Source organism: Oceanisphaera litoralis (genome assembly GCF_016907015.1).
Classification (GTDB): Bacteria; Pseudomonadota; Gammaproteobacteria; order Enterobacterales; family Aeromonadaceae; genus Oceanimonas; species Oceanimonas litoralis.
The window spans coordinates 21,614-39,708 of record NZ_JAFBBE010000017.1; the positions used below are offsets into that span (position 1 = coordinate 21,614).

Below are 18,095 nucleotides of genomic sequence, written 5' to 3' on the forward strand. Positions count from 1 at the left end.
CATTTATGTGCTTGACCTTCCCATGATGGGAAGCCTTAAGGTGAGCGTGAGATATTCATCAGGGGGGATAACACCATGACGTCATTTACTACGACAGCCGCCGATGCTGGCGGAAAAGCGCCGGCCCTCAGCGTGCAGCTGCCGATCTCGGGCATGAGCTGTGCCTCCTGCGTACGACGGGTAGAGCAGGCGCTGCTCAAGGCGCCTGGCGTACTCGAGGCGACGGTGAACCTGGCCAATGAAAAGGCCGAGGTGAGCCTGGCGGCCGACACCCCGATCAGCGTGCTGAGTGAGGCAATAACAAAGGCCGGTTACCAGACCCGCACCGAGCAGTTCGAGCTGTCGATCATCGGCATGAGCTGTGCGTCCTGTGTGGGGCGGGTGGAAAAGGCGCTGCGGCAGTTGCCCGGCGTCCTGGAAGCCAGCGTCAACCTGGCGGCGGAAACCGCGCACATAGAGGCGCTGGCCGGCAATATGGACGAGCAACAGCTGATGGCCGCGGTGGCCAAGGCCGGCTACGAGGCGGCGCCGCTGTCTGCCGAGCGGGATGACGACCATGTGCGTCGGGAGCGGGAGCGGCAAGGGCTCAAGCGATCCTTCTGGCTGGCGGCGGGGCTGACGGCGCCGGTGTTTGTGCTGGAAATGGGGGCCCATTTCGTGCCGGGCATGCATCAGTGGTTGATGGCGACCCTGGGCCAGCCGCTGAATTGGGGCATTCAGTTTGTGCTGACCAGCCTGGTGCTGTTCGGCCCCGGCCTGCGCTTCCTCAAACATGGCCTGCCGGCCCTGTTGCGGGCGGCACCGGACATGAACTCGCTGGTGGCGCTGGGCAGCCTGTCGGCCTGGGGCTTTTCGGTGGTGGCGACCTTCGCCGGTTTTCTGCTGCCGGAAGGGACACGGCAGGTGTATTTCGAGGCGGCGGCGGTGATTGTCACCCTGATCCTGCTTGGTCGTTATCTGGAAGCCAGGGCCAAGGGCCGCACCGGCGAAGCCATTCGGCGACTACTGAGTCTGCAGGTCAAGACCGCACGGGTGAAGCGTAACGGTGACACCCTGGAATTACCGCTGGCGCAGGTACGGGTCGGTGATCTGGTGCTGGTGCGCCCCGGCGAACGGATACCGGTAGACGGCAGGGTGCAGGACGGCAGCTCCTGGGTGGACGAGTCCATGCTCACCGGCGAGCCGGTGCCGGTGGCAAAGTCCGCGGGTGACGAGGTGGTCGGCGGCACCGTCAACAAGAACGGCGCCCTGAGCTTCGAGGTCACCAGGGTGGGCGGCGATACCCTGCTGGCGCGGATCATTCAGATGGTGGAGCAGGCCCAGGGCGCCAAGCTGCCGATACAGGCACTGGTCGACAAGGTCACGGCGGTGTTCGTGCCGGTGGTGATGGCGGTGGCGGCGCTGACCTTTGTGGTCTGGCTGTGGCTGGGGCCCAGCCCGGCGCTGAGCTTCGCGCTGATCAATGGCGTGGCGGTGCTGATCATCGCCTGTCCCTGCGCCATGGGGCTGGCCACGCCCACCTCCATCATGGTGGGCACAGGCCGGGCCGCCGAGCTGGGGGTGCTGTTTCGCAAGGGCCAGGCCCTGCAGAGCCTGCGTAACGCCAGGGTGATAGCGCTGGACAAGACCGGCACCCTCACCAGGGGCCAGCCGGAGCTGACCGACTTGCAGGTGGTGCCCGGCTTCGATGAAAACGAGGTGCTGGCGTTGGTCGCGTCGGTGGAGCAGCACTCGGAACATCCCATTGCCGAGGCCATAGTGGCCGCCGCGACGGAGCGAAAGCTGAGTCTGTTGGAGCCCGCAAACTTCAAGGCTCACTCGGGGCTGGGCGTCAGCGCCACCCTGAATGGCCGCACAATAGAGGTCGGCGCCGACCGCTATATGAAACAGCTGGGCCATGAGCCGGCCGCCCTGGCCGACGCCGCCGAAAAGCTGGCAGACGAGGGCAAGAGTCCGCTCTATGCGGCGATCGACGGCAAGTTGGCGGCCATTATCGCCGTCGCCGACCCCATCAAGGAGGGCACGCCGGCGGCCATCGACGCCTTGCACGAGCTGGGGCTGAAGGTGGCGATGATCACCGGCGACAACCGGGGAACCGCCAACGCCATCGCCCGCCGGCTGGGTATCGACGAGGTGGAAGCCGAGGTGATGCCGGAGGGCAAGGTAGCGGCATTAAAGCGCTTGCGCGAACAGCATGGCCCCGTGGCCTTCGTCGGCGACGGCATCAACGATGCCCCGGCGCTGGCCGAGGCGGATGTGGGGCTGGCCATTGGTACCGGCACCGATATCGCCATCGAGGCGGCCGAGGTGGTGCTGATGAGTGGCGACCTGCGTGCCGTGCCCAATGCGCTGGCCATCAGCCAGGCCACCCTGCGCAATATCCGCCAGAACCTGTTCTGGGCCTTCGCCTACAATGTCTGTCTTATCCCGGTGGCGGCCGGCGCCCTGTATCCGGGGTTCGGCATCCAGCTGTCACCCATGCTGGCCGCCGGCGCCATGGCCATGTCCAGCGTCTTCGTGGTCGGCAACGCCCTGCGGCTGAAAAAGTTCAAAGCCAGAACCCCAGCAGCATGAAGGCCGGGATCAGTATCAGTAGCGGGCATCTGAAGGCGCGCAGGGCCAGCAGGCCCAGGGCGGCGGCGGCCAGTGCCGGGGCCCCGGTGACGCTGCTGACAAACACCGGCTGGTACAGTGCCGCCAGCAAGAGGCCGACCACGGCCGCATTGATGCCTTGTATCGCCCCGGCCATGAGCGGCCGGGACGCCAGTGCCTGCCAGCTGTGCTGCAAGGCCAGCACCAGCAGAAAGCCCGGCAGAAAGACCCCGAAGGTGGCGATCAGTGCCCCCAGTATCGGCGCCGTCGGCAACAGTTCGGCGCCCAGAAAACTCGCCAGGGTAAACATGGGCCCGGGCATGGCCTGGGCCGCCGCATAACCGGTGAGAAACACCTCTTGCGACAGGTCACCGGCCAGGGTCCCCTGCAACAGGGGCAGCACCACATGGCCGCCCCCGAACACCAGACTGCCGGCCTGATAAAAGTCGGCAAAAATGGCCGCGGTGCCGGTGAGAGCCAGCAGCGGCATCACCAGCAGCAAGCCCAGAAACAGCAACAGGAAAGGCCAGTTCAGACCAAGCGGCTGGCCGGGCCTGGCGCCTTCTCTTTTAAGAAACAGGGCACCGAGCAGTGCCGCCGCCAGCAGCACCACAAACTGGCCGGTCAGCCCCGGCAACAGCCACAGGAAGGCGGCGCTCAGCACGGCGAGGGTCAGGGTCAGCCGTTGGCGGCAGAACTGGCCGGCCATGGTCAGTACCGCGTCGGCCACCACCACCAGCGCGAACAGCTTGAGCCCGCTGATGATGGCCAGGGCCGCCGGCTGGCTGGCATATTGGCTGGCATAGTGCTGGCCGGCCAGCGCCAGACCGAGCATCAGCAGAAACGAGGGCAGGGTAAAGCCGGCGAAGGCGGCCAGGGCACCGCCGAGTCCGGCCCGCTGATAGCCGATGGCAAAGCCCAACTGGCTGGAAGCCGGGCCCGGTAAAAACTGACACAGTGCCAGGGTCGAGGCAAAGCGGTCCTGCGGCAGCCAGCCGAGCTTTTGCACGAAATGGCGTTGAAAATAACCGATATGAGCGGCGGGGCCGCCGAAGCTTATCCAGCCGAGTTTGAAGAATTGCCAGAACACCTGAAGCATAAGTGAAATCATCCGTTATTGCGGGGAGGGGCCTATCATAGCCGCCAGCGATGAATATCTCATGATTGTAATGAGAAAAAACCGCTAACTCTGCCTGTTGCCTGTTGCCTCGTTACCTAAGTGGACGCCACCCGCCCAGGTGCCCTTGTGGTTGTCGGGGCCGGATCGTACCGGGCGGATTCATCATCAGGACCCGCTCCCAACGTTTACCCGATGTTATGGGAGCTATACTTTTGAATGTTTATTCCCCGCAAGAAGGAAGAAGATAATGTTCAAGAAACTGATGATGGTGCTGATGGCGGCAGGCCTGACGGTTGGGCTCTATGGCTGCAATACCTTTGCCGGTGCCGGCAAGGACATTCAGCAGGGGGGCGAGGCGGTGGAAGACGCCGCTCGTGATGTGCAGAGTAGCTACTGACCAGACAAAACCGAACCGTAACACGCCACCAGCGGGCCCTGTTTGCTGGTGGCGTTTTTGTGTCTTTATACCAGGCTCAATACCAGGCTCAGCCGAAGCGTTGCTGCAGGTAGGCGATGATGTCGCTGGACTCGTACATCCAGCGGCTTTCGCCGTTTTCTTCTATGCGCAGGCAGGGCGACTTGATGCGCCCGCCGCCGGCCTGCAGTTCATCTCTATGGGGGGAGCCGGGCTGAACATTACGCAGTGTTATGGGCAGATTCAGCTTGTGCATGTTTCGACGCACCTTGATGCAGAAGGGGCAGCGCGGCAGCTGATACAGCGCCAGCTGTTGGCAGGCTTCATCAACCTGCTGCTGTGCTTCTGGCGAGCGCCGCTTTTTGGTGGGGCGAGTCAGTATGTCGCCCACTTGCAGTATGCCCCCGATTCCATTACGTAACGCTTTTACCAACATGACGGCTCTCTCTTGCGATATGAAAACAGGGATTGTATCGGAAACGGGCCGGTTTTTTAGCTATTTCGGCAATCTGTCCTGTCCGCCGCAAGCTCCAGACGGCAATGGTCGGCTCAGTGGGGGAGAAGGGTTTATTGCAGCAGCGGGCCGGAGCGGCCGAGCAGGCCGTGCACCAGGGTGCGGGTGGTGTTGAGGTTGTCGCTGGCGTCCACCACAAAGCTGGCCACGGCGGTGAGGTAGATGCCGGTGAGCGTGAGTTCGGCGCTGGTGCGGCGCCAGCCGCCGGTCGTCCAGTCGGCGGTTTCCAGCAGCCATTGCACGGTGCGGCTGATGCGGGTCACGCCGTGGGCCTGCAGATGAAGGTGGCCGGGCTCGAGCTTGTAGCCGAGTATTTCCTTCACCAGCGGGCGGTAGGGCGCCAGGTAGTCGAGCCAGACCATGATGCCGGTGAGCAGGCGCTCGTGCATGGGCTCCTGCGGATCCAGCGGCAGGCTCAGCAGGGTATCGTCGGCCCGATCGAACAGGGCCTCGGCCAGGTCATCCCGTGAGCGAAAATGCCGATTCAGCTCCGCCAGACTCAGCGCCCGGGCCTCGGCCAGCTCGCGCAGGCCGAAGCCGTGCCAGCCCCGGTGCAGGGCCAGGTGCAGGGCAGTGTCGAGAATGGCATCCCGTTCGGTGCTGAGATGGGTCATGGTGAGTTCCGGCTGACAGACTGTGTTCAGTATAGAAGGCGTCACCAGGCGGAGCGGGTAACATGTTTGCCTGAGCGCGAGCGGGGTTTGCAGCGACAATGGCGCCTGTTACGGAGCCCGCCATGGCCGTTCGCATCCGTTACCATTATCGCAAGCAGCAAAAAGAAATCGGCGACGCCAACGACAAGCACCACAGCATCCATGACGCCATCGCCGCCGCCGAAGGGATGGATCTGGCGGCGTTTCGCCGCATGGAAAATCAACCGGCCAATATCGGCCGCAACGACCGGAAAACCATGCAGGAATGTCGGGAAGAATATGTCCGCCAGCCGGGTTTCGGCCAGATCCCCCTTTTTCGGGAAGAATAATACCTTTCGGGAAGCATAATTCCGGCGTGACAGGGGGGTGTGTATCATTCTTGATTTTTATTTTTTGCTGGTGATATTAACTGCCATTTCATTGTGGGGTGGTGGTTTCGATTGGATTTGTTCGGCGGCTCGCCGTTTCATGATTCTGCCTTGTTTCGGTTTCATTTGAATTTGTTGTTACCGTATTGATTGTTGGTGGCTTTTCCTCTTTATTGGATCTTGTTCAGGCCCCGGTTTGACGATGCCGGAAATGCTAACAATGATAAGAACAACTCATGACGGGAGTGCAACGCAATGAATGCCATATTCCTGATGTTGATCGGACTGGGTGCCATGGCGCTCGGCTATTTTGTCTATTCGAAATTTGTGGCCGAAAAAATATTTCGGCTGGATCCGGATTTTCGTACCCCGGCCCATGAATTTGAAGACGGGGTGGACTATGTCCCTACCAACAAATTTGTGCTCTGGGGCCACCATTTTACCTCGGTGGCCGGGGCCGCGCCCATTGTGGGGCCGGCCATTGCGGTGATCTGGGGCTGGGTGCCCGCCTTTTTATGGGTCACTCTCGGCACTATTTTCTTTGCCGGGGTACACGATGCAGGTGCCATCTGGGCCAGCAACCGCAACAAGGCCAAATCGGTGGGCGCCCTCACCGGCGACGTGGTGGGCAAGCGGGCCCGCGGCGTCTTCATGATCGTGATCTTCCTGGTGCTGCTGATGGTGAACGCCGTGTTCGCCGTGGTCATTGCCGGCCTGCTCACCCAGTTCCAGACCTCGGTGGTGCCGGTGTGGGGCGCCATTGTGGTGGCGCTGATCATCGGTCAGCTGATCTACCGCAAAATGATCGGCCTGCTCACCGTGTCGGTGGTGGGCGTGGTGGCCCTCTACGCCCTGATCTGGGTCGGGCCTGCCGTGCCGCTGGCGTTGCCCGAGCTGTTTCTGGGCCTGACCGACAAGGCCCAGTGGATCATTCTGCTGTTTGTCTATGCCGCCATCGCTTCGCTGCTGCCGGTATGGATGCTGCTGCAGCCCCGGGACTACATCAACGGCCTGCAGCTGTTTGTGGGCCTGGGCCTGCTTTATGGCGCCGTGCTGCTGTCGGCCCCGGAGGTGGTGGCCCCGGCGTTCAATGACAATGTGCCCGAAGGCACGCCTTCGCTGGTCCCCCTGCTGTTTGTAACCATCGCCTGTGGCGCCATTTCCGGCTTTCACGGTCTGGTGTCGTCTGGCACCACTTCCAAGCAGCTCGACAAGGAAACCGACGCCCGTTTTGTGGGCTACTTCGGTGCCATTGGCGAAGGCGGCCTGGCCCTGGCCGCCATCATTGCCGCCACCGCCGGTTTCGCCACCCTGGCCGACTGGCAGGCCATATACAGCGGCTTTGGCCAGGGTGGGGTGGCCGCCTTTGTGCAGGGCGGCGCCAACATTCTGAGCAACGGCCTGGGCTTTGAGGTTGAGCTGTCCCAGACCATTCTCACCGTGATGGCGGTGTTGTTTGCCGGCACCACCATGGACACCGGCCTGCGGCTGCAGCGCTATATTTTCCAGGAATGGGGGGTTATCTACAAAATCAACTGGATGCAGAAAGCGGCGCCGGCCACCCTGCTGGCGGTGGCCTCCTGTTTGCTGCTGGCCTTTGGCTCCGGCGGCGACGGCTCCGGTGGTTTGCTGATCTGGCCGCTGTTTGGCACCACCAACCAGTTGCTGGCGGGCCTGACCCTGCTGGTGATCACCGTGATGCTGGCACGCCTGGGCCGGCCCATGCTGGTGACCCTGCTCCCGCTGTTGTTCCTGCTGGTGATGACGGTGCTGGCGCTGTTGCTACAGCTCAAGAGCTTCTACGACCAGGCCAACTGGTTCCTGTTTGGCCTGGATCTGGTGGTGCTGGCGGCGGCCATTCTGGTGGCGCTGGAGTGCGGCACTACCCTGAACCGGCTGCGCAGCGACAAGATTAAAGAGATCGAGGGCAAGTCGTGAAAATCAAACGGATACTGGCCTGGATAAACCGGGCCAGCCGGTATGCGGAAGAGGTGTATAACGCCCCGTACCGGGCGGCCATTGCCCGGGCCCGGCGGGAGGAAGACGATCTCTTTATGCTGCTGGTGTTTTCGGAAATGATGGGGGTGCCGAACCCGGCCTCCTATTACACCCTGGAGCTGCAACCCCTGCTGCTGGAGCGATTTCACGACTGGCACAAGCGCATGGGCATGGAGCACTCGCCGCTGGATCACTTTCGCTGCTGTTGATTGAGTTGTCTTCTGGCTTGGCAAAGGTCGGAAAAAGGGCCGGCGCCACCGACTCGCCGTAAACCCATCCATGGGGGCTCCGCTGCGCCATCCCTGGCGCAGAGGGTCGGTGGAGCTGTTCCCTTTTCCCTCCCTGCCGGCCACTCAGTTGCCTGTAATACAAGTCAGGCAACGCTTTTGTTTGACGAAGCGGCAGCAGGGATTGCCGTATTCGACCGTCATATGCCAGGGATGGCATGTGCCGAGCGTACATGGGGCGAGCTTGCTCGCCGTGACGAAGTAAAAAGCCTGAACGAACATTAAGTATGTTCGCAGCAGGCTTTTTAATGAGTGGCATTCAATGAAGCGTGTCGAAGGAGGTAACCCTGCTGTCGCTTCGCATGCCGGCCTGACTGTTTGGAGAGATGAAATGTTACTGACCGACAAGCGCGTATTGCTGGTGGGCGGCAAGGGCGGCGTGGGCAAGACCACGGTGTCGTCGTCGCTGGCGCTGCTGGCGGCCCGCCGGGGCAAGCGCTGCCTGCTGGTGTCCACCGATCCCGCCCACAGCCTGGCCGACGCCTTTGGCCGGGACATTGGCGACACCATTACCCGGCTGGCCCCCAATCTCGACGGCCTGGAGCTGGATCCGGATCACGAGGTAGAGCAGCACCTGGCTAACGTACTGGCCCAGCTCAAGCGCTTTACCCGGCCCGAAATGTACGGCGAGGTGGAGCGGCAGATGCGCCTCACCCGCCAGTCGCCGGGGGCCCAGGAGGCGGCGCTGCTGGAACGTATGGCCCGGGTGATGGAAGAAGGCCGGCAAAGCCACGACCTGGTGATTTTCGATACCGCCCCCACCGGCCACACCCTGCGCCTGCTCAGTCTGCCCGAGGCCATGGCGGCCTGGACCCAGGGCATGCTCAAAAGCAACCGGCGTTCGGAAAAACTGGGTGAGGTGCTGGATCACCTGACCCCGGGCAAGGACCTGGACAGCCCCTTTGGCGACCCCCGCAGCCACGAAACCGCCGGCATGGACGAACGTACCAAATCCATTACCGACACCCTGCTGGCGCGCCAGCGGTTGTTTCAGCGCACCCGCCGACTGCTCACCGACGCCGGGCAGACCGCGCTGCTGTTTGTGCTCACCCCCGAGAAGCTGCCGATACTGGAAACGGCGCGGGCGGTCACAGCCCTGCGGGAAGAAAAGCTGCCCCTGACCGGACTGGTGGTGAATCGTATTCTGCCCGACGAGGCCGACGGCGCCTTTCTGGCACAGCGGCGATCGCAGGAAAAAACGCACCTGGCCGAGATCGACCGGGTATTCAGTGATCTTCGTCGGTATTCGCTGTATTTGCAGCCCACCGACATTCAGGGACTGGCGGGGTTGAACGACATGGCCAGCCGGCTGGAGCAGGCCGGGCTTTGAGGCACCATCCTGCCTGACGACGGCCATCAGCACACTGAATAGATCCCGCTTATTCAACCGGTCGTCTTTACGCCTAACACTTGCTCCCCAAAACAACACTTGCTCACCAAAACAGGCCGAATATAGGTATGCCGTTTTATCCTGGCTACCCACAATAACGGAAACCCCACTTGCAGGAAGCGAGGTGTCCATACACGGACTTGCAGTGTGGCGGGGCTTCAGAGCTGCTGGTGCGGCCCGAATACCTCGTAGTGCAGTTGTTCTTTGGCGATGCCCCAACCGGTGAGGGTGTCTTTGACCATGGCCATAAAGGGCAGGGGGCCGCAGAAATAGTAGTGGGCGCCGTCCAGATGAATGCGGTCCTTCACCGCGTTCAGCTCCATCAGGCCGAGCGCATCATAGTCTTCCGGCGGCAGATCGGTTTCGGCCGGAGTGCGGTACCAGACATGGCTATACAGGTTGGCATGGGCCTGGCGCCGTTGCTGGATATCCTGCTTGAAGGCGTGCTGGGCGCCGTTGTCGCAGGCATGCAGCCAGTGAATGTCGGCCGGGTGACCCTGCTTGAGCAATTGATCCAGCATGGCGCGCATGGGTGTTTGACCAACGCCACCCGAAATTAATACCACAGGGGTCTCGGTGCCCACTTCCATGAAGAAATCACCCGCCGGCGGCAGCACCTGCAGTTGGTCGCCGAGCTGCATCCTATCATGCATGAAGTTGGAGGCCACCCCGCCCGGCTCACGCTTGACGGCAATGCGATATTCCCGGCCGTTGGGCGCCTGACACAGGGAATACTGACGGTATTCCCTGTGTTCGAGTTCGGGGTTGCTCAGGTGCAGGTTAAGGTACTGGCCGGGCAGGTAGTCGGCCACGGCACCGCCATCGGCCGGGGCCAGCAGAAAGCTTACGATCTGCTCGCTCTCTACCCGTTTTTCTTTCACCACGAAGGTGCGATGACCGCGCCAGCCACCGTCTTTCTGTTCGCTTTGCTGGTACAGCTGCTCTTCACGGCCGATAAAGATCTCGGCCAGGGCACCGTAGGCCCGGGCCCAGGCGTCGATGACCTCGGGGGTAGCCGCATCGGGGGCCAGCTCCCTGATGGTTTCCAGCAGGTGATGACCCACAATGGTGTACTGGTCCGGCTGGATGGCAAAGCCGGTATGCTTGTGGGCGATACGCTCGACCGCCGCACTCAATACCGCCGGGTTATCGATGTTCTTGGCATAGGCCAGCACGGCGGCAAACAGGGCGGCGGGCTGGCGGCCGGTTTTCTGGTGACTGAGGTTGAACACGTCTTTCAGCTCCGGGTTGTCACGGAACATGCGCTGGTAGAAATGCTCGGTCAGGGCGGTGTTGGCAGACTCCAGCAGGGGGACTGTGCTTTTGACGATCTCTATGGTGCGGCTATCCAGCATGGCAAGGCTTTCCTTAAGTAATATTTATAATGCAACTTATGGGTGGATTCTATAGTTATATTTAATATGCATCAATATGGAATATGCCTTTATCTATGTGGATAAGCGCCTGCTGCCGGTTAAAAACGGCTAACGTCTTGATTGTTGCTTGCATTTGCAGGCCCAGAGGTAACAATGTTTTTTTGTTACCCACAGGACGTCAGGTGATGACTCAGGATTCCCGTTTACAGCAGGTGTTGGCATTGATCGATGCCGAAAATCGTGAAGATCCCCATCAGGAGCAGGCCGAGGGGCAGAGCTGGCCCAAGGAGTATCTCTACAGTCGGCGCATGAGCAAAACACTGGCCGACTTTGCGCCTGACGCCCCCGAACTGCTGCAAGTAGCCTGTCGGGCACAACATATCAAACGCTGGAGTATTCCCCGGGCCGACTATCCGATGGACAGAGCCGGTTACAAGCGGTGGCGCAGCGAACTGGCGCAGTTTCACGGCGATCTGACCGCGAACCTGATGGCAAGGGTCGGTTACGGCGAAGACGAGCAGCAACGCATCAAGGCGCTGTTGCTGAAAAAGCAGCTCAAGCGGGACCCTCAGGTGCAGACGCTGGAAGATGTGATTTGTCTGGTGTTTATCCGGTATTACCTGGAAGACTTTGCCACCCGCCATGAAGAGGAGAAGCTGATCGACATCATCCGCAAGACCTGGGGAAAAATGTCGCCGGACGGGCATGCCGCCGCCTTGCAGATTCCGCTGAGCAGCGAGATACAGGCCCTGGTGGGCAAGGCGCTGCAGGGATAAATCATCCCCGGATATTGTTCTTTTTCAGAGCGAGACGGGAGACAGCGGCTTTGCGGTATTCGTTCTGTGCAGCCTGTGCTGCATGGCCGTGCGGGGTAGATAGCTAAAAAGATATCTATTGTATATACAAACTATATGAATGATGAATGTACATTTAATGTTGATTTTTTGTGATTTTATGGCGTTGCCGGGCACCGAGAAAACATCGATAAAGGGATTTAATTATATGGGGGAGTGGATCCTATGAATGCCATTGTTCTGGCCATCCTGGTGATGGTTGCCTTGTGTCTGGCTCGGGTATCTGTGGTGTTTTCGCTGGTGGTTGCCGCCCTGGTGGGCGGACTCTGGGCCGGCATGTCGGTCGATCAGGTGATCGGCGCCTTCAACGAAGGATTGGGCAGCGGCGCGACCGTGGCGCTGGCCTATGCCACCCTGGGGGCCTTTGCCGTGGCGCTGTCGCGCACCGGTATTACCGAACTGGTGGCCGGCAAGGCCCTGGGCTGGGTTGGCTCTCGGCGTGAACCGGACCAGTTGAGCGGCGTCAAGTGGCTGATGTTCGGCGCCCTGCTCATTGTCGGCGTTGCCTCGGGTACCGTGGTGCCGGTTCATATCGCCTTTATCCCCATTCTGGTGCCGCCGTTGCTGGGGCTGATGAGCATGCTGAAGCTGGACAGGCGGGCCGTGGCCTGTGTGATTACCTTCAGCATTACCATCATGTACATGACCACGCCGGTGGGCTTTGGCACCATTTTCCTCAACGATATTCTGACCAACAGTGTCAATCAGGCAGGTGAAGAGCTGGGCATGCAGGTCACGGCGTCCATGGCACCCAGGGCCATGCTGCTGCCGGCACTGGGCATGCTGTTGGGGCTGGGGGTGGCGGTGCTGTTCAGTTATCGTCGGCCACGGGAGTACCGGCAACAGACGGTGGCGACGCTCGACAATAGCAGCAACAACAACAACAACAACAGCAACAGTAACAGCAACGGCAAGAAACAAACCCGGCTCAGCCGCAAGCAGCTGATCATGATAGGGGCGGCCGTCCTGGGTGCCTTGATCGTGCAGCTGATGACCGGCTCCATGGTGCTGGGTGGCTTGCTGGGCTTTGCTCTGCTGTCGATGAACGGCCTGTTCAAGTGGAAAGATCAGGACGATGTCTTTACCCAGGGCATGCGACTGATGGCGTTGGTGGGGTTCATCATGATTGCCGCCTCCGGTTTTGCCGGGGTAATGAAGGCATCGGGCGCGATTCCCGAGCTGGTGGCCGGCTCCGGTGAACTGATCGGCAACAGCCCATCGATGGCGGCGCTGATCATGCTGCTGGTGGGCCTGTTCATTACCATGGGTATTGGCTCCTCGTTCTCTACCATTCCCATTATTGCCGCCATCTATGTGCCACTGGCGATCAGCTTCGGCTTCTCACCGCTGGCGACGCTGGCACTGGTGGGCACCGCCGGGGCCCTGGGTGACGCGGGTTCGCCGGCGTCTGACTCCACACTGGGGCCCACCGCCGGGCTGAATGCGGACGGTCAGCACGATCACATTCGTGATTCGGTGATCCCCACCTTCATTCATTACAATATTCCGCTGGTGATCTTCGGCTGGATAGCGGCTCAGGTACTCTAAGCCGTAGGCCGTAAGCCGGAAAATCCTGAGTTCAAAGCGAACTCAGGATTTTCCGGCTTTTTTATGAATGATTATTCTAGCCGGCTACCTGGTCGAGAAACAGCCGGGCGGGGATGGAGAGCGGGAACTGACGGGAGCGGGCCAGCACCACCCGCTGGGGTGGAAACTCGTCCCGCAGCGGTCGACAGGCCAGGGGGGCGCCATCGTAGCTTTGATCACCGGCGGGCCGGGTGCAGGACAGAGCCACCCCGTGACCGTGGGCCACCAGACCCCGCTGCATCTCGAACGAGGCGGTGGTGTGGATATGGCTCGGTTGCAGATCCCGATGCCAGAACAGCGACATGAAATATTCCCGGGTCAGCGGCATGTCCTGAAGTATCAGGGTCTCTTTCGCTATTTCCGCCAGGCTCAGAGTGGCTTTTTCGGCCAGTTGATGACCGGCGGGCAGCAGGGCATAGGGTCGTAATTCGTCCAGTACCCGGATGTCCACTTCCTGCGGCAGCCCCAGCGCATAGCTCAGGACCAGCTCGGCCTTGCCCGAGTTCAGGGCCTGGCTGACCCCGGCCAGATCCTGCTCCTGCATCACCACTCTTATTTTTGGATAATGGCGCTCGAATTCGCTGACCAGCCGGGGTAGATAATAGGGCGCTATGTCCCGAAAACAGCAAATGACCAGTTGTCCTTCCACCTCGGTGTCGTCCTGTTGCAGCCGGGCCAGCAGGTTATGGGACAGGGTGAGGATCTGGCGGGCGTCCTTGAGCAGTTTCTCTCCACCGGGCGTCAGGCTGACCCCCTGGCCGCGATGGCGCTGAAACAATGGCTGGTCGAGCAGGCTTTCCAGCTGATGAATGGCGATGGATACCGAAGGCTGAGACACATGCAATGCCTCGGCGGCCTTGCTGATGCTGCCGTGCTGGGCCACGGACACAAAATAGCTCAGTTGACGGAAGGTAAAGGGAATAGCCATTTCTCTATGTGCCTCATATGTAAAATGTATTTTTATACTATGTAGTGAGGGTGATAAAGTCGATTCATTACGCATAGAGGGGAAGGAATACAGCATGAATCTGCCGGTAACCGCACAACACCCGGTCGAACAACGCTCAGCCGAACAACGCTCAGCCGAACAACGCTCAGCCGAACAACGCTCAGCCGAACAACGCTCAGCCGAAAAACACTCGGCCGAAAAAAAGTGGCTGACAGCGGAGCAGAAAGCGGCCTATGAGCGCGATGGCGCCATCGTGATCAAGGGCGTGTTCAAGGACTGGGTTGAAACCCTGCGAGCCGGTTTCGACAAGGTGTTGAACGACCCCAGCGAGCATGGCCGTGAAAACGTCACCGCTACCGATACCGGGCGTTTCTTTGAAGATTACTGCAACTGGCGGCGTATTCCCGAGTTCAAACGGTGGATTGAGCAGTCGCCGGGTGCCGCCATCGTCGGTGAAGCCACCGGCTCCGATCGGATACAGGTGTTTCACGAGCATATTCTGGTGAAAGAACCCGGCACTTCCAAGGCCACCCCCTGGCATCAGGACTTGCCCTATTACTGTGTCGAAGGCGATCAGACCGGCAGCTACTGGATACCGCTGGATCCCATTACCCGGGAAAACGCCCTGCAGGTGGTGCTGGGCTCCCATCGTTGGCCCAGGTTGATACGCCCGAGCAAATGGTCGACCAATGCCTCTTGGTACAAGGAAGACAGCCATTTCATGGAAATGCCGGACATCGATGGCGGCGACTTCGAGATCATGATCCCCGAAATGGAACTGGGCGATGCGCTCTTGTTCAACTTCAAGACAGTGCACGGCGCCCCGGGCAACCAGACCATGAACCGTCGCCGGGCCTTTTCCACCCGCTTCATGGGTGACGATGTACGGTATATCGACCGTGGCGGCGCCACTTCACCGCCCTTCGACGGCATCAGCTTGAACACCGGCGACAAGATGCGGGAAGACTGGTTCCCCGTGGTGTGGCAGCGTTAAGCCACCTGCTTTAATCAGGAATCAAAAAGGCCCGCTGTTTCGCGGGCCTTTTTAGTCGTCTGTGAGTGCGGTTATTGAGCGTAGGTTGGCGATGAGCGAAGCGAATCCCAACATAAAGGCGACTGCAGAAAGTTGGAATTCGCGGTGCTCATTCACAACCTACGGCCTGTTTAACTCCCGTTGCCTACCGATTTGCGCCAAATGAATGGGCGCCTACGGAGTTGGGGATGAGCGGAGAGTATATAGCTCACCGCCTGATCCTGCCGGCATCAGCCGCCGAAGAGCTGTCGGCCGAGCGCCGCGGCGATAATGCCGGCAGCAATGGCCGGCAGCGGCTTTTTCAGCACCAGCATGGTCAGCGCCGTGGCCAGTAGCGCCATTCGCGCGCCGATATCGCCGTTGACCGCCATGGGGGTCAGAATGGCCACCAGCACCGAGCCGGACATGGCGCTGATGAATTGCTGCACTCTGTGATTGATGGGGATCAGCGACATCACGAAGACACCGCCCCAGCGGGTGGCCAGGGTCACGATGGCCATGATGCCGATAATCAGCAGGGTACCTGTGCCGGCGGTTTCCAGATTCATCTTTGCTCTTTCTCCATCCACAGGGCACCGACAAGGCCACCCGACAGGGCGCCCACCACCACATGGCTGTTGGCGGGCAGCCACCAGTAGGCCAGCATCGCCGAGACACCCGCCACGGTCCAGATGAGCAGGGTGCGCAGATCCTTGCGTCCGCCCAGGGTCATGGACAGCAGGAAGCAACCCAGCACCATGTCGAGCCCTATGCTGAACGGATCTTCGATGGCGCTGCCGAAATAGAGGCCGAGCCCGGTGCCCAGCATCCAGAACGACCAGATGGCCAGGCCGCCGCCAAACAGAATGCCCAGCGCCCGCTCGCCCCTGTGAAAGCCCTGCATCGCCATGGCCCAGTTGGCATCGGAGGCCAACAGCATGATGCCGTAACGCTTGAATACCGGCAGATGCTGCAGCCAGGGATAGAGGCTGGCGCCCATCAGCAGGTGACGGGCGTTGATGGCGAAGGTGGTGATGATCAGGGGCACCAGTGGCACCTGGGTGCCCCACAGCTCCAGTGCGGCAAACTGGGAGGTTCCGGCATACACCAGGGCGCTCATCAGCACTATGCTACCTTCGCTCAGGCCTTCCTGAGCGGCGGCCAGGCCGAAGGCCAGCCCGAAGGCGGCCACAAAAAAGGAAAGCGGCAACAACTGCTTGAAGCCAAACCAGGTGTCGGCGGGTTCCAGTCGTGCCTGCTCGGCATAGGTGTCCATAAGGTTCCTGCGGTGAAAACGGAAAGCCGACAGCATACCATAGGGGGCGGCAAGGGCGAGGCGGCGTTGTCACAATTCGGCAGGGGCTCCGTCGCTTTCATCCTGCCGTTGTTGCTTAAGCTCGCGGGTACGGTACTCGGTCAGCCGTGTCAGCTCGGCGGCCATAAAAAAAGCCCGCTGAAAGCGGGCTTGTGACGGCCGGGGTGGCTCAGAAGCGGTACATGGCCATGACTTCAACCTGCTCGCCTTTCAGGCGTTGCTTGTTGTCACCCGCCGAGGCGGGAATGGTGGTCTGGTTCTGATCCCGCCACTCGATGCCGAATTCCAGCCCCGGCAAATAGGTGTAGATCAGGTTGACGTTGGTCATCTGCAGTGTGTCATTGAAGCCCGCCGCAACCTCATCGGCCTTCACCTGGCCATAGCGGACGGTGCCGCGCAGCTTGTCGCTGAATTTCTGGGTGATGCCGGTCGAGAAACCGGTGGTGGTGATCAGCTCGCCGTCGGCGTTCACATCCGAAGTGAGGCCTCCTTTCGACCCCTGATAGCCCATGCCGGTGTAAACCCCCACGCCTTCGCCGGTGTAGCCGGTCAGCGACAGGGCGGTATTGCCCAGCTTGAGCTTGCCCCCCAGGGAGATGGCGGCCGCGAACTTGCTGCCATCGCCAGCGGATATCAATGTTCCCTCACCGGGTGCATCAGCTTTTGGGGCTACATTTGTGTTCACATCGCGGCCGGTCACCGCCACATTGAAGGCATGGCCGCTTTCGGTACGGTGAGTATAGGAAGCCACCATGTCCGGAAAATCCGCGTCTGTGTATACCGGATCCTGCAGGGTCAGACGCAGGCCGTTCCAGGTGTAGTGCATCAGCAGATCGGGGCGCACCACGGCGCCGCTGCCGGCTATGGTGCCGGCCATCGGGCCCCAGAAGTTCAGCACTTCCACATCCACCGGCAAGATGGCGTGGAACTGACCGTTCCAGGTCTGGCCCAGGGTGATGTTGTCCACGGTCACAAAGGCATGGCGCAGGCGCCAGTCATAGGTTGAGCCACCGTCGTCGCCGGCACCGCCCCAGAAATCGCCTTCGATAAAGCCCTTGACCTGGTGGCCTTCCACTTCCTTGGCGGCGGTAAAGTTGAGTCGGGACTGGCGCACCGTGCCCTGAAAGGAATCCTCGGCATCGTCGGGACTGTCGAGTATGCCTTCCGCCTTGACATATCCCCCCAGACTGAGCCGGGTACCGTTGAATTCACCCAGTTCCAGGGCACTGGCGGAGGTGGAAACCACAGCAAGCATGATGGCCAAAGACAGCTTTTTGGGGGTCATATCCTTTGATTTTTTGGTCATATCCTTTGATTCCATTGTTTATTATCTTTGTGTGAAATATTAACAATTCCAGCTTTGGTTACCCTTCGCGGTTCAGGACGCAGGCAGCTCCGGAGAATCGGGCTTTCAGAGAAAATCCCCGATAAAGTTGAGCTGAACGCCTGAGTAAACCGAATCGGCCACAAGGGCTTGAACGAAAAGATGAAGAGCACAGGGGGGAATGTAATGTTTCTTAATTGTTATTTCAATGTTTTAAAGTGTATCGGAACCATATTAAGCCCGGATGAGGTAAAATAAAGAGGTTGAAATATGGTTTGTTTATTGTTAACGAAATGACGTAAAGAGGCATAAAGAGGCATAAAGAGGCGTAAGGTAAGATT

General features: G+C 60.3%; 17 protein-coding genes. 9 read left to right on the top strand and 8 right to left on the bottom strand.

Annotated elements, in window-relative coordinates:
* Window positions 1–75 precede the first annotated feature (75 nt).
* Window positions 76–2,574, top strand: coding sequence for a heavy metal translocating P-type ATPase (locus HNR62_RS11300; protein ID WP_204796202.1), 2,499 nt, complete (start codon window positions 76–78; stop codon window positions 2,572–2,574).
* Here the strand turns inward: HNR62_RS11300 and chrA are convergent.
* Window positions 2,549–3,691 carry a chromate efflux transporter gene (gene chrA, locus HNR62_RS11305; protein ID WP_204796261.1) on the bottom strand — a complete coding sequence of 381 codons (1,143 nt, stop codon included), beginning with the start codon at window positions 3,689–3,691 and terminating at the stop codon, window positions 2,549–2,551. The two genes, HNR62_RS11300 and chrA, sit on opposite strands and share 26 nt — an antisense overlap.
* Before the next feature lie 268 nt (window positions 3,692–3,959).
* Here chrA and HNR62_RS11310 point away from each other — a divergent pair, with 268 nt between their 5' ends.
* Complete coding sequence (locus HNR62_RS11310) at window positions 3,960–4,109, top strand: entericidin A/B family lipoprotein (protein ID WP_239552759.1); 150 nt, start codon at window positions 3,960–3,962, stop codon at window positions 4,107–4,109.
* A gap of 88 nt (window positions 4,110–4,197) precedes the next feature.
* Here the strand turns inward: HNR62_RS11310 and HNR62_RS11315 are convergent, their stop codons facing one another.
* Both HNR62_RS11315 and HNR62_RS11320 read right to left on the bottom strand, forming a co-directional pair.
* A complete protein-coding gene (locus tag HNR62_RS11315) occupies window positions 4,198–4,563 on the bottom strand; it encodes a glutathione S-transferase N-terminal domain-containing protein (protein WP_204796203.1) in 366 nt (121 codons plus the stop codon).
* Between the two features lie 131 nt (window positions 4,564–4,694).
* Entirely contained in the window at window positions 4,695–5,255 is a 561-nt protein-coding gene (locus HNR62_RS11320; RefSeq protein ID WP_204796204.1) for a TetR/AcrR family transcriptional regulator, read from the bottom strand.
* Window positions 5,256–5,377: 122 nt separating this feature from the next.
* Between HNR62_RS11320 and HNR62_RS11325 the strand changes: the two genes are divergently transcribed.
* From HNR62_RS11325 to HNR62_RS11340, 4 genes are all read left to right on the top strand, one after another.
* Window positions 5,378–5,623, top strand: a complete 246-nt coding sequence (locus HNR62_RS11325) for a DUF2960 family protein (protein WP_204796205.1) — start codon at window positions 5,378–5,380, stop codon at window positions 5,621–5,623.
* Window positions 5,624–5,917: 294 nt separating this feature from the next.
* Complete coding sequence (locus tag HNR62_RS11330; RefSeq protein WP_204796206.1) at window positions 5,918–7,600, top strand: carbon starvation CstA family protein; 1,683 nt, start codon at window positions 5,918–5,920, stop codon at window positions 7,598–7,600.
* Window positions 7,597–7,869: a cory-CC-star protein gene (locus HNR62_RS11335; RefSeq protein ID WP_204796207.1), complete on the top strand. Its 273-nt coding sequence runs from the start codon at window positions 7,597–7,599 to the stop codon at window positions 7,867–7,869. Before HNR62_RS11330 ends, HNR62_RS11335 begins: the two co-directional genes overlap by 4 nt.
* A gap of 409 nt (window positions 7,870–8,278) precedes the next feature.
* Window positions 8,279–9,277: an ArsA family ATPase gene (locus HNR62_RS11340; protein ID WP_204796208.1), complete on the top strand. Its 999-nt coding sequence runs from the start codon at window positions 8,279–8,281 to the stop codon at window positions 9,275–9,277.
* Window positions 9,278–9,495: 218 nt separating this feature from the next.
* Here the strand turns inward: HNR62_RS11340 and hmpA are convergent, their stop codons facing one another.
* A complete protein-coding gene (gene hmpA, locus HNR62_RS11345; protein WP_204796209.1) occupies window positions 9,496–10,692 on the bottom strand; it encodes an NO-inducible flavohemoprotein in 1,197 nt (398 codons plus the stop codon).
* A gap of 206 nt (window positions 10,693–10,898) precedes the next feature.
* Here hmpA and HNR62_RS11350 point away from each other — a divergent pair, with 206 nt between their 5' ends.
* A complete protein-coding gene (locus HNR62_RS11350; protein WP_204796210.1) occupies window positions 10,899–11,489 on the top strand; it encodes a DUF4202 domain-containing protein in 591 nt (196 codons plus the stop codon).
* Window positions 11,490–11,732: 243 nt separating this feature from the next.
* Window positions 11,733–13,115 (top strand): Na+/H+ antiporter family protein, encoded by a 1,383-nt coding sequence (locus HNR62_RS11355; protein ID WP_204796211.1) that lies wholly within the window; start codon window positions 11,733–11,735, stop codon window positions 13,113–13,115.
* Window positions 13,116–13,191: 76 nt separating this feature from the next.
* On the opposite strand, the gene HNR62_RS11360 is transcribed toward HNR62_RS11355, so the two are convergent.
* Window positions 13,192–14,082 (bottom strand): LysR substrate-binding domain-containing protein, encoded by an 891-nt coding sequence (locus HNR62_RS11360; protein WP_204796212.1) that lies wholly within the window; start codon window positions 14,080–14,082, stop codon window positions 13,192–13,194.
* Between the two features lie 94 nt (window positions 14,083–14,176).
* On the opposite strand from HNR62_RS11360, the gene HNR62_RS11365 reads away from it, so the two are divergent.
* Complete coding sequence (locus HNR62_RS11365; protein ID WP_204796213.1) at window positions 14,177–15,097, top strand: phytanoyl-CoA dioxygenase family protein; 921 nt, start codon at window positions 14,177–14,179, stop codon at window positions 15,095–15,097.
* Window positions 15,098–15,366: 269 nt separating this feature from the next.
* On the opposite strand, the gene HNR62_RS11370 is transcribed toward HNR62_RS11365, so the two are convergent.
* The 3 genes from HNR62_RS11370 to HNR62_RS11380 all read right to left on the bottom strand — a co-directional run bounded on the left by HNR62_RS11370 (window position 15,367) and on the right by HNR62_RS11380 (window position 17,736).
* Entirely contained in the window at window positions 15,367–15,684 is a 318-nt protein-coding gene (locus HNR62_RS11370) for an AzlD family protein (protein ID WP_204796214.1), read from the bottom strand.
* A complete protein-coding gene (locus HNR62_RS11375) occupies window positions 15,681–16,391 on the bottom strand; it encodes an AzlC family ABC transporter permease (RefSeq protein WP_204796215.1) in 711 nt (236 codons plus the stop codon). Before HNR62_RS11375 ends, HNR62_RS11370 begins: the two co-directional genes overlap by 4 nt.
* A 208-nt stretch (window positions 16,392–16,599) precedes the next feature.
* Window positions 16,600–17,736, bottom strand: a complete 1,137-nt coding sequence (locus HNR62_RS11380) for a hypothetical protein (RefSeq protein ID WP_204796216.1) — start codon at window positions 17,734–17,736, stop codon at window positions 16,600–16,602.
* Window positions 17,737–18,095: the final 359 nt, after the last annotated feature.

What these genes read in the sequence shown, in the direction of transcription:
- HNR62_RS11325 (WP_204796205.1), top strand. Translation starts at nt 5,378, where the DNA reads ATGGCCGTTCGCATCCGTTACCATTATCGCAAGCAGCAAAAAGAAATC.
- HNR62_RS11355 (WP_204796211.1), top strand. Translation starts at nt 11,733, where the DNA reads ATGAATGCCATTGTTCTGGCCATCCTGGTGATGGTTGCCTTGTGTCTG.
- HNR62_RS11380 (WP_204796216.1), bottom strand. Translation starts at nt 17,736, where the DNA reads ATGACCAAAAAATCAAAGGATATGACCCCCAAAAAGCTGTCTTTGGCC.
- HNR62_RS11300 (WP_204796202.1), top strand. Translation starts at nt 76, where the DNA reads ATGACGTCATTTACTACGACAGCCGCCGATGCTGGCGGAAAAGCGCCG.
- HNR62_RS11320 (WP_204796204.1), bottom strand. Translation starts at nt 5,255, where the DNA reads ATGACCCATCTCAGCACCGAACGGGATGCCATTCTCGACACTGCCCTG.
- hmpA (WP_204796209.1), bottom strand. Translation starts at nt 10,692, where the DNA reads ATGCTGGATAGCCGCACCATAGAGATCGTCAAAAGCACAGTCCCCCTG.
- HNR62_RS11375 (WP_204796215.1), bottom strand. Translation starts at nt 16,391, where the DNA reads ATGGACACCTATGCCGAGCAGGCACGACTGGAACCCGCCGACACCTGG.
- chrA (WP_204796261.1), bottom strand. Translation starts at nt 3,691, where the DNA reads ATGCTTCAGGTGTTCTGGCAATTCTTCAAACTCGGCTGGATAAGCTTC.
- HNR62_RS11340 (WP_204796208.1), top strand. Translation starts at nt 8,279, where the DNA reads ATGTTACTGACCGACAAGCGCGTATTGCTGGTGGGCGGCAAGGGCGGC.
- HNR62_RS11350 (WP_204796210.1), top strand. Translation starts at nt 10,899, where the DNA reads ATGACTCAGGATTCCCGTTTACAGCAGGTGTTGGCATTGATCGATGCC.
- HNR62_RS11370 (WP_204796214.1), bottom strand. Translation starts at nt 15,684, where the DNA reads ATGAATCTGGAAACCGCCGGCACAGGTACCCTGCTGATTATCGGCATC.
- HNR62_RS11310 (WP_239552759.1), top strand. Translation starts at nt 3,960, where the DNA reads ATGTTCAAGAAACTGATGATGGTGCTGATGGCGGCAGGCCTGACGGTT.
- HNR62_RS11365 (WP_204796213.1), top strand. Translation starts at nt 14,177, where the DNA reads ATGAATCTGCCGGTAACCGCACAACACCCGGTCGAACAACGCTCAGCC.
- HNR62_RS11360 (WP_204796212.1), bottom strand. Translation starts at nt 14,082, where the DNA reads ATGGCTATTCCCTTTACCTTCCGTCAACTGAGCTATTTTGTGTCCGTG.
- HNR62_RS11330 (WP_204796206.1), top strand. Translation starts at nt 5,918, where the DNA reads ATGAATGCCATATTCCTGATGTTGATCGGACTGGGTGCCATGGCGCTC.
- HNR62_RS11315 (WP_204796203.1), bottom strand. Translation starts at nt 4,563, where the DNA reads ATGTTGGTAAAAGCGTTACGTAATGGAATCGGGGGCATACTGCAAGTG.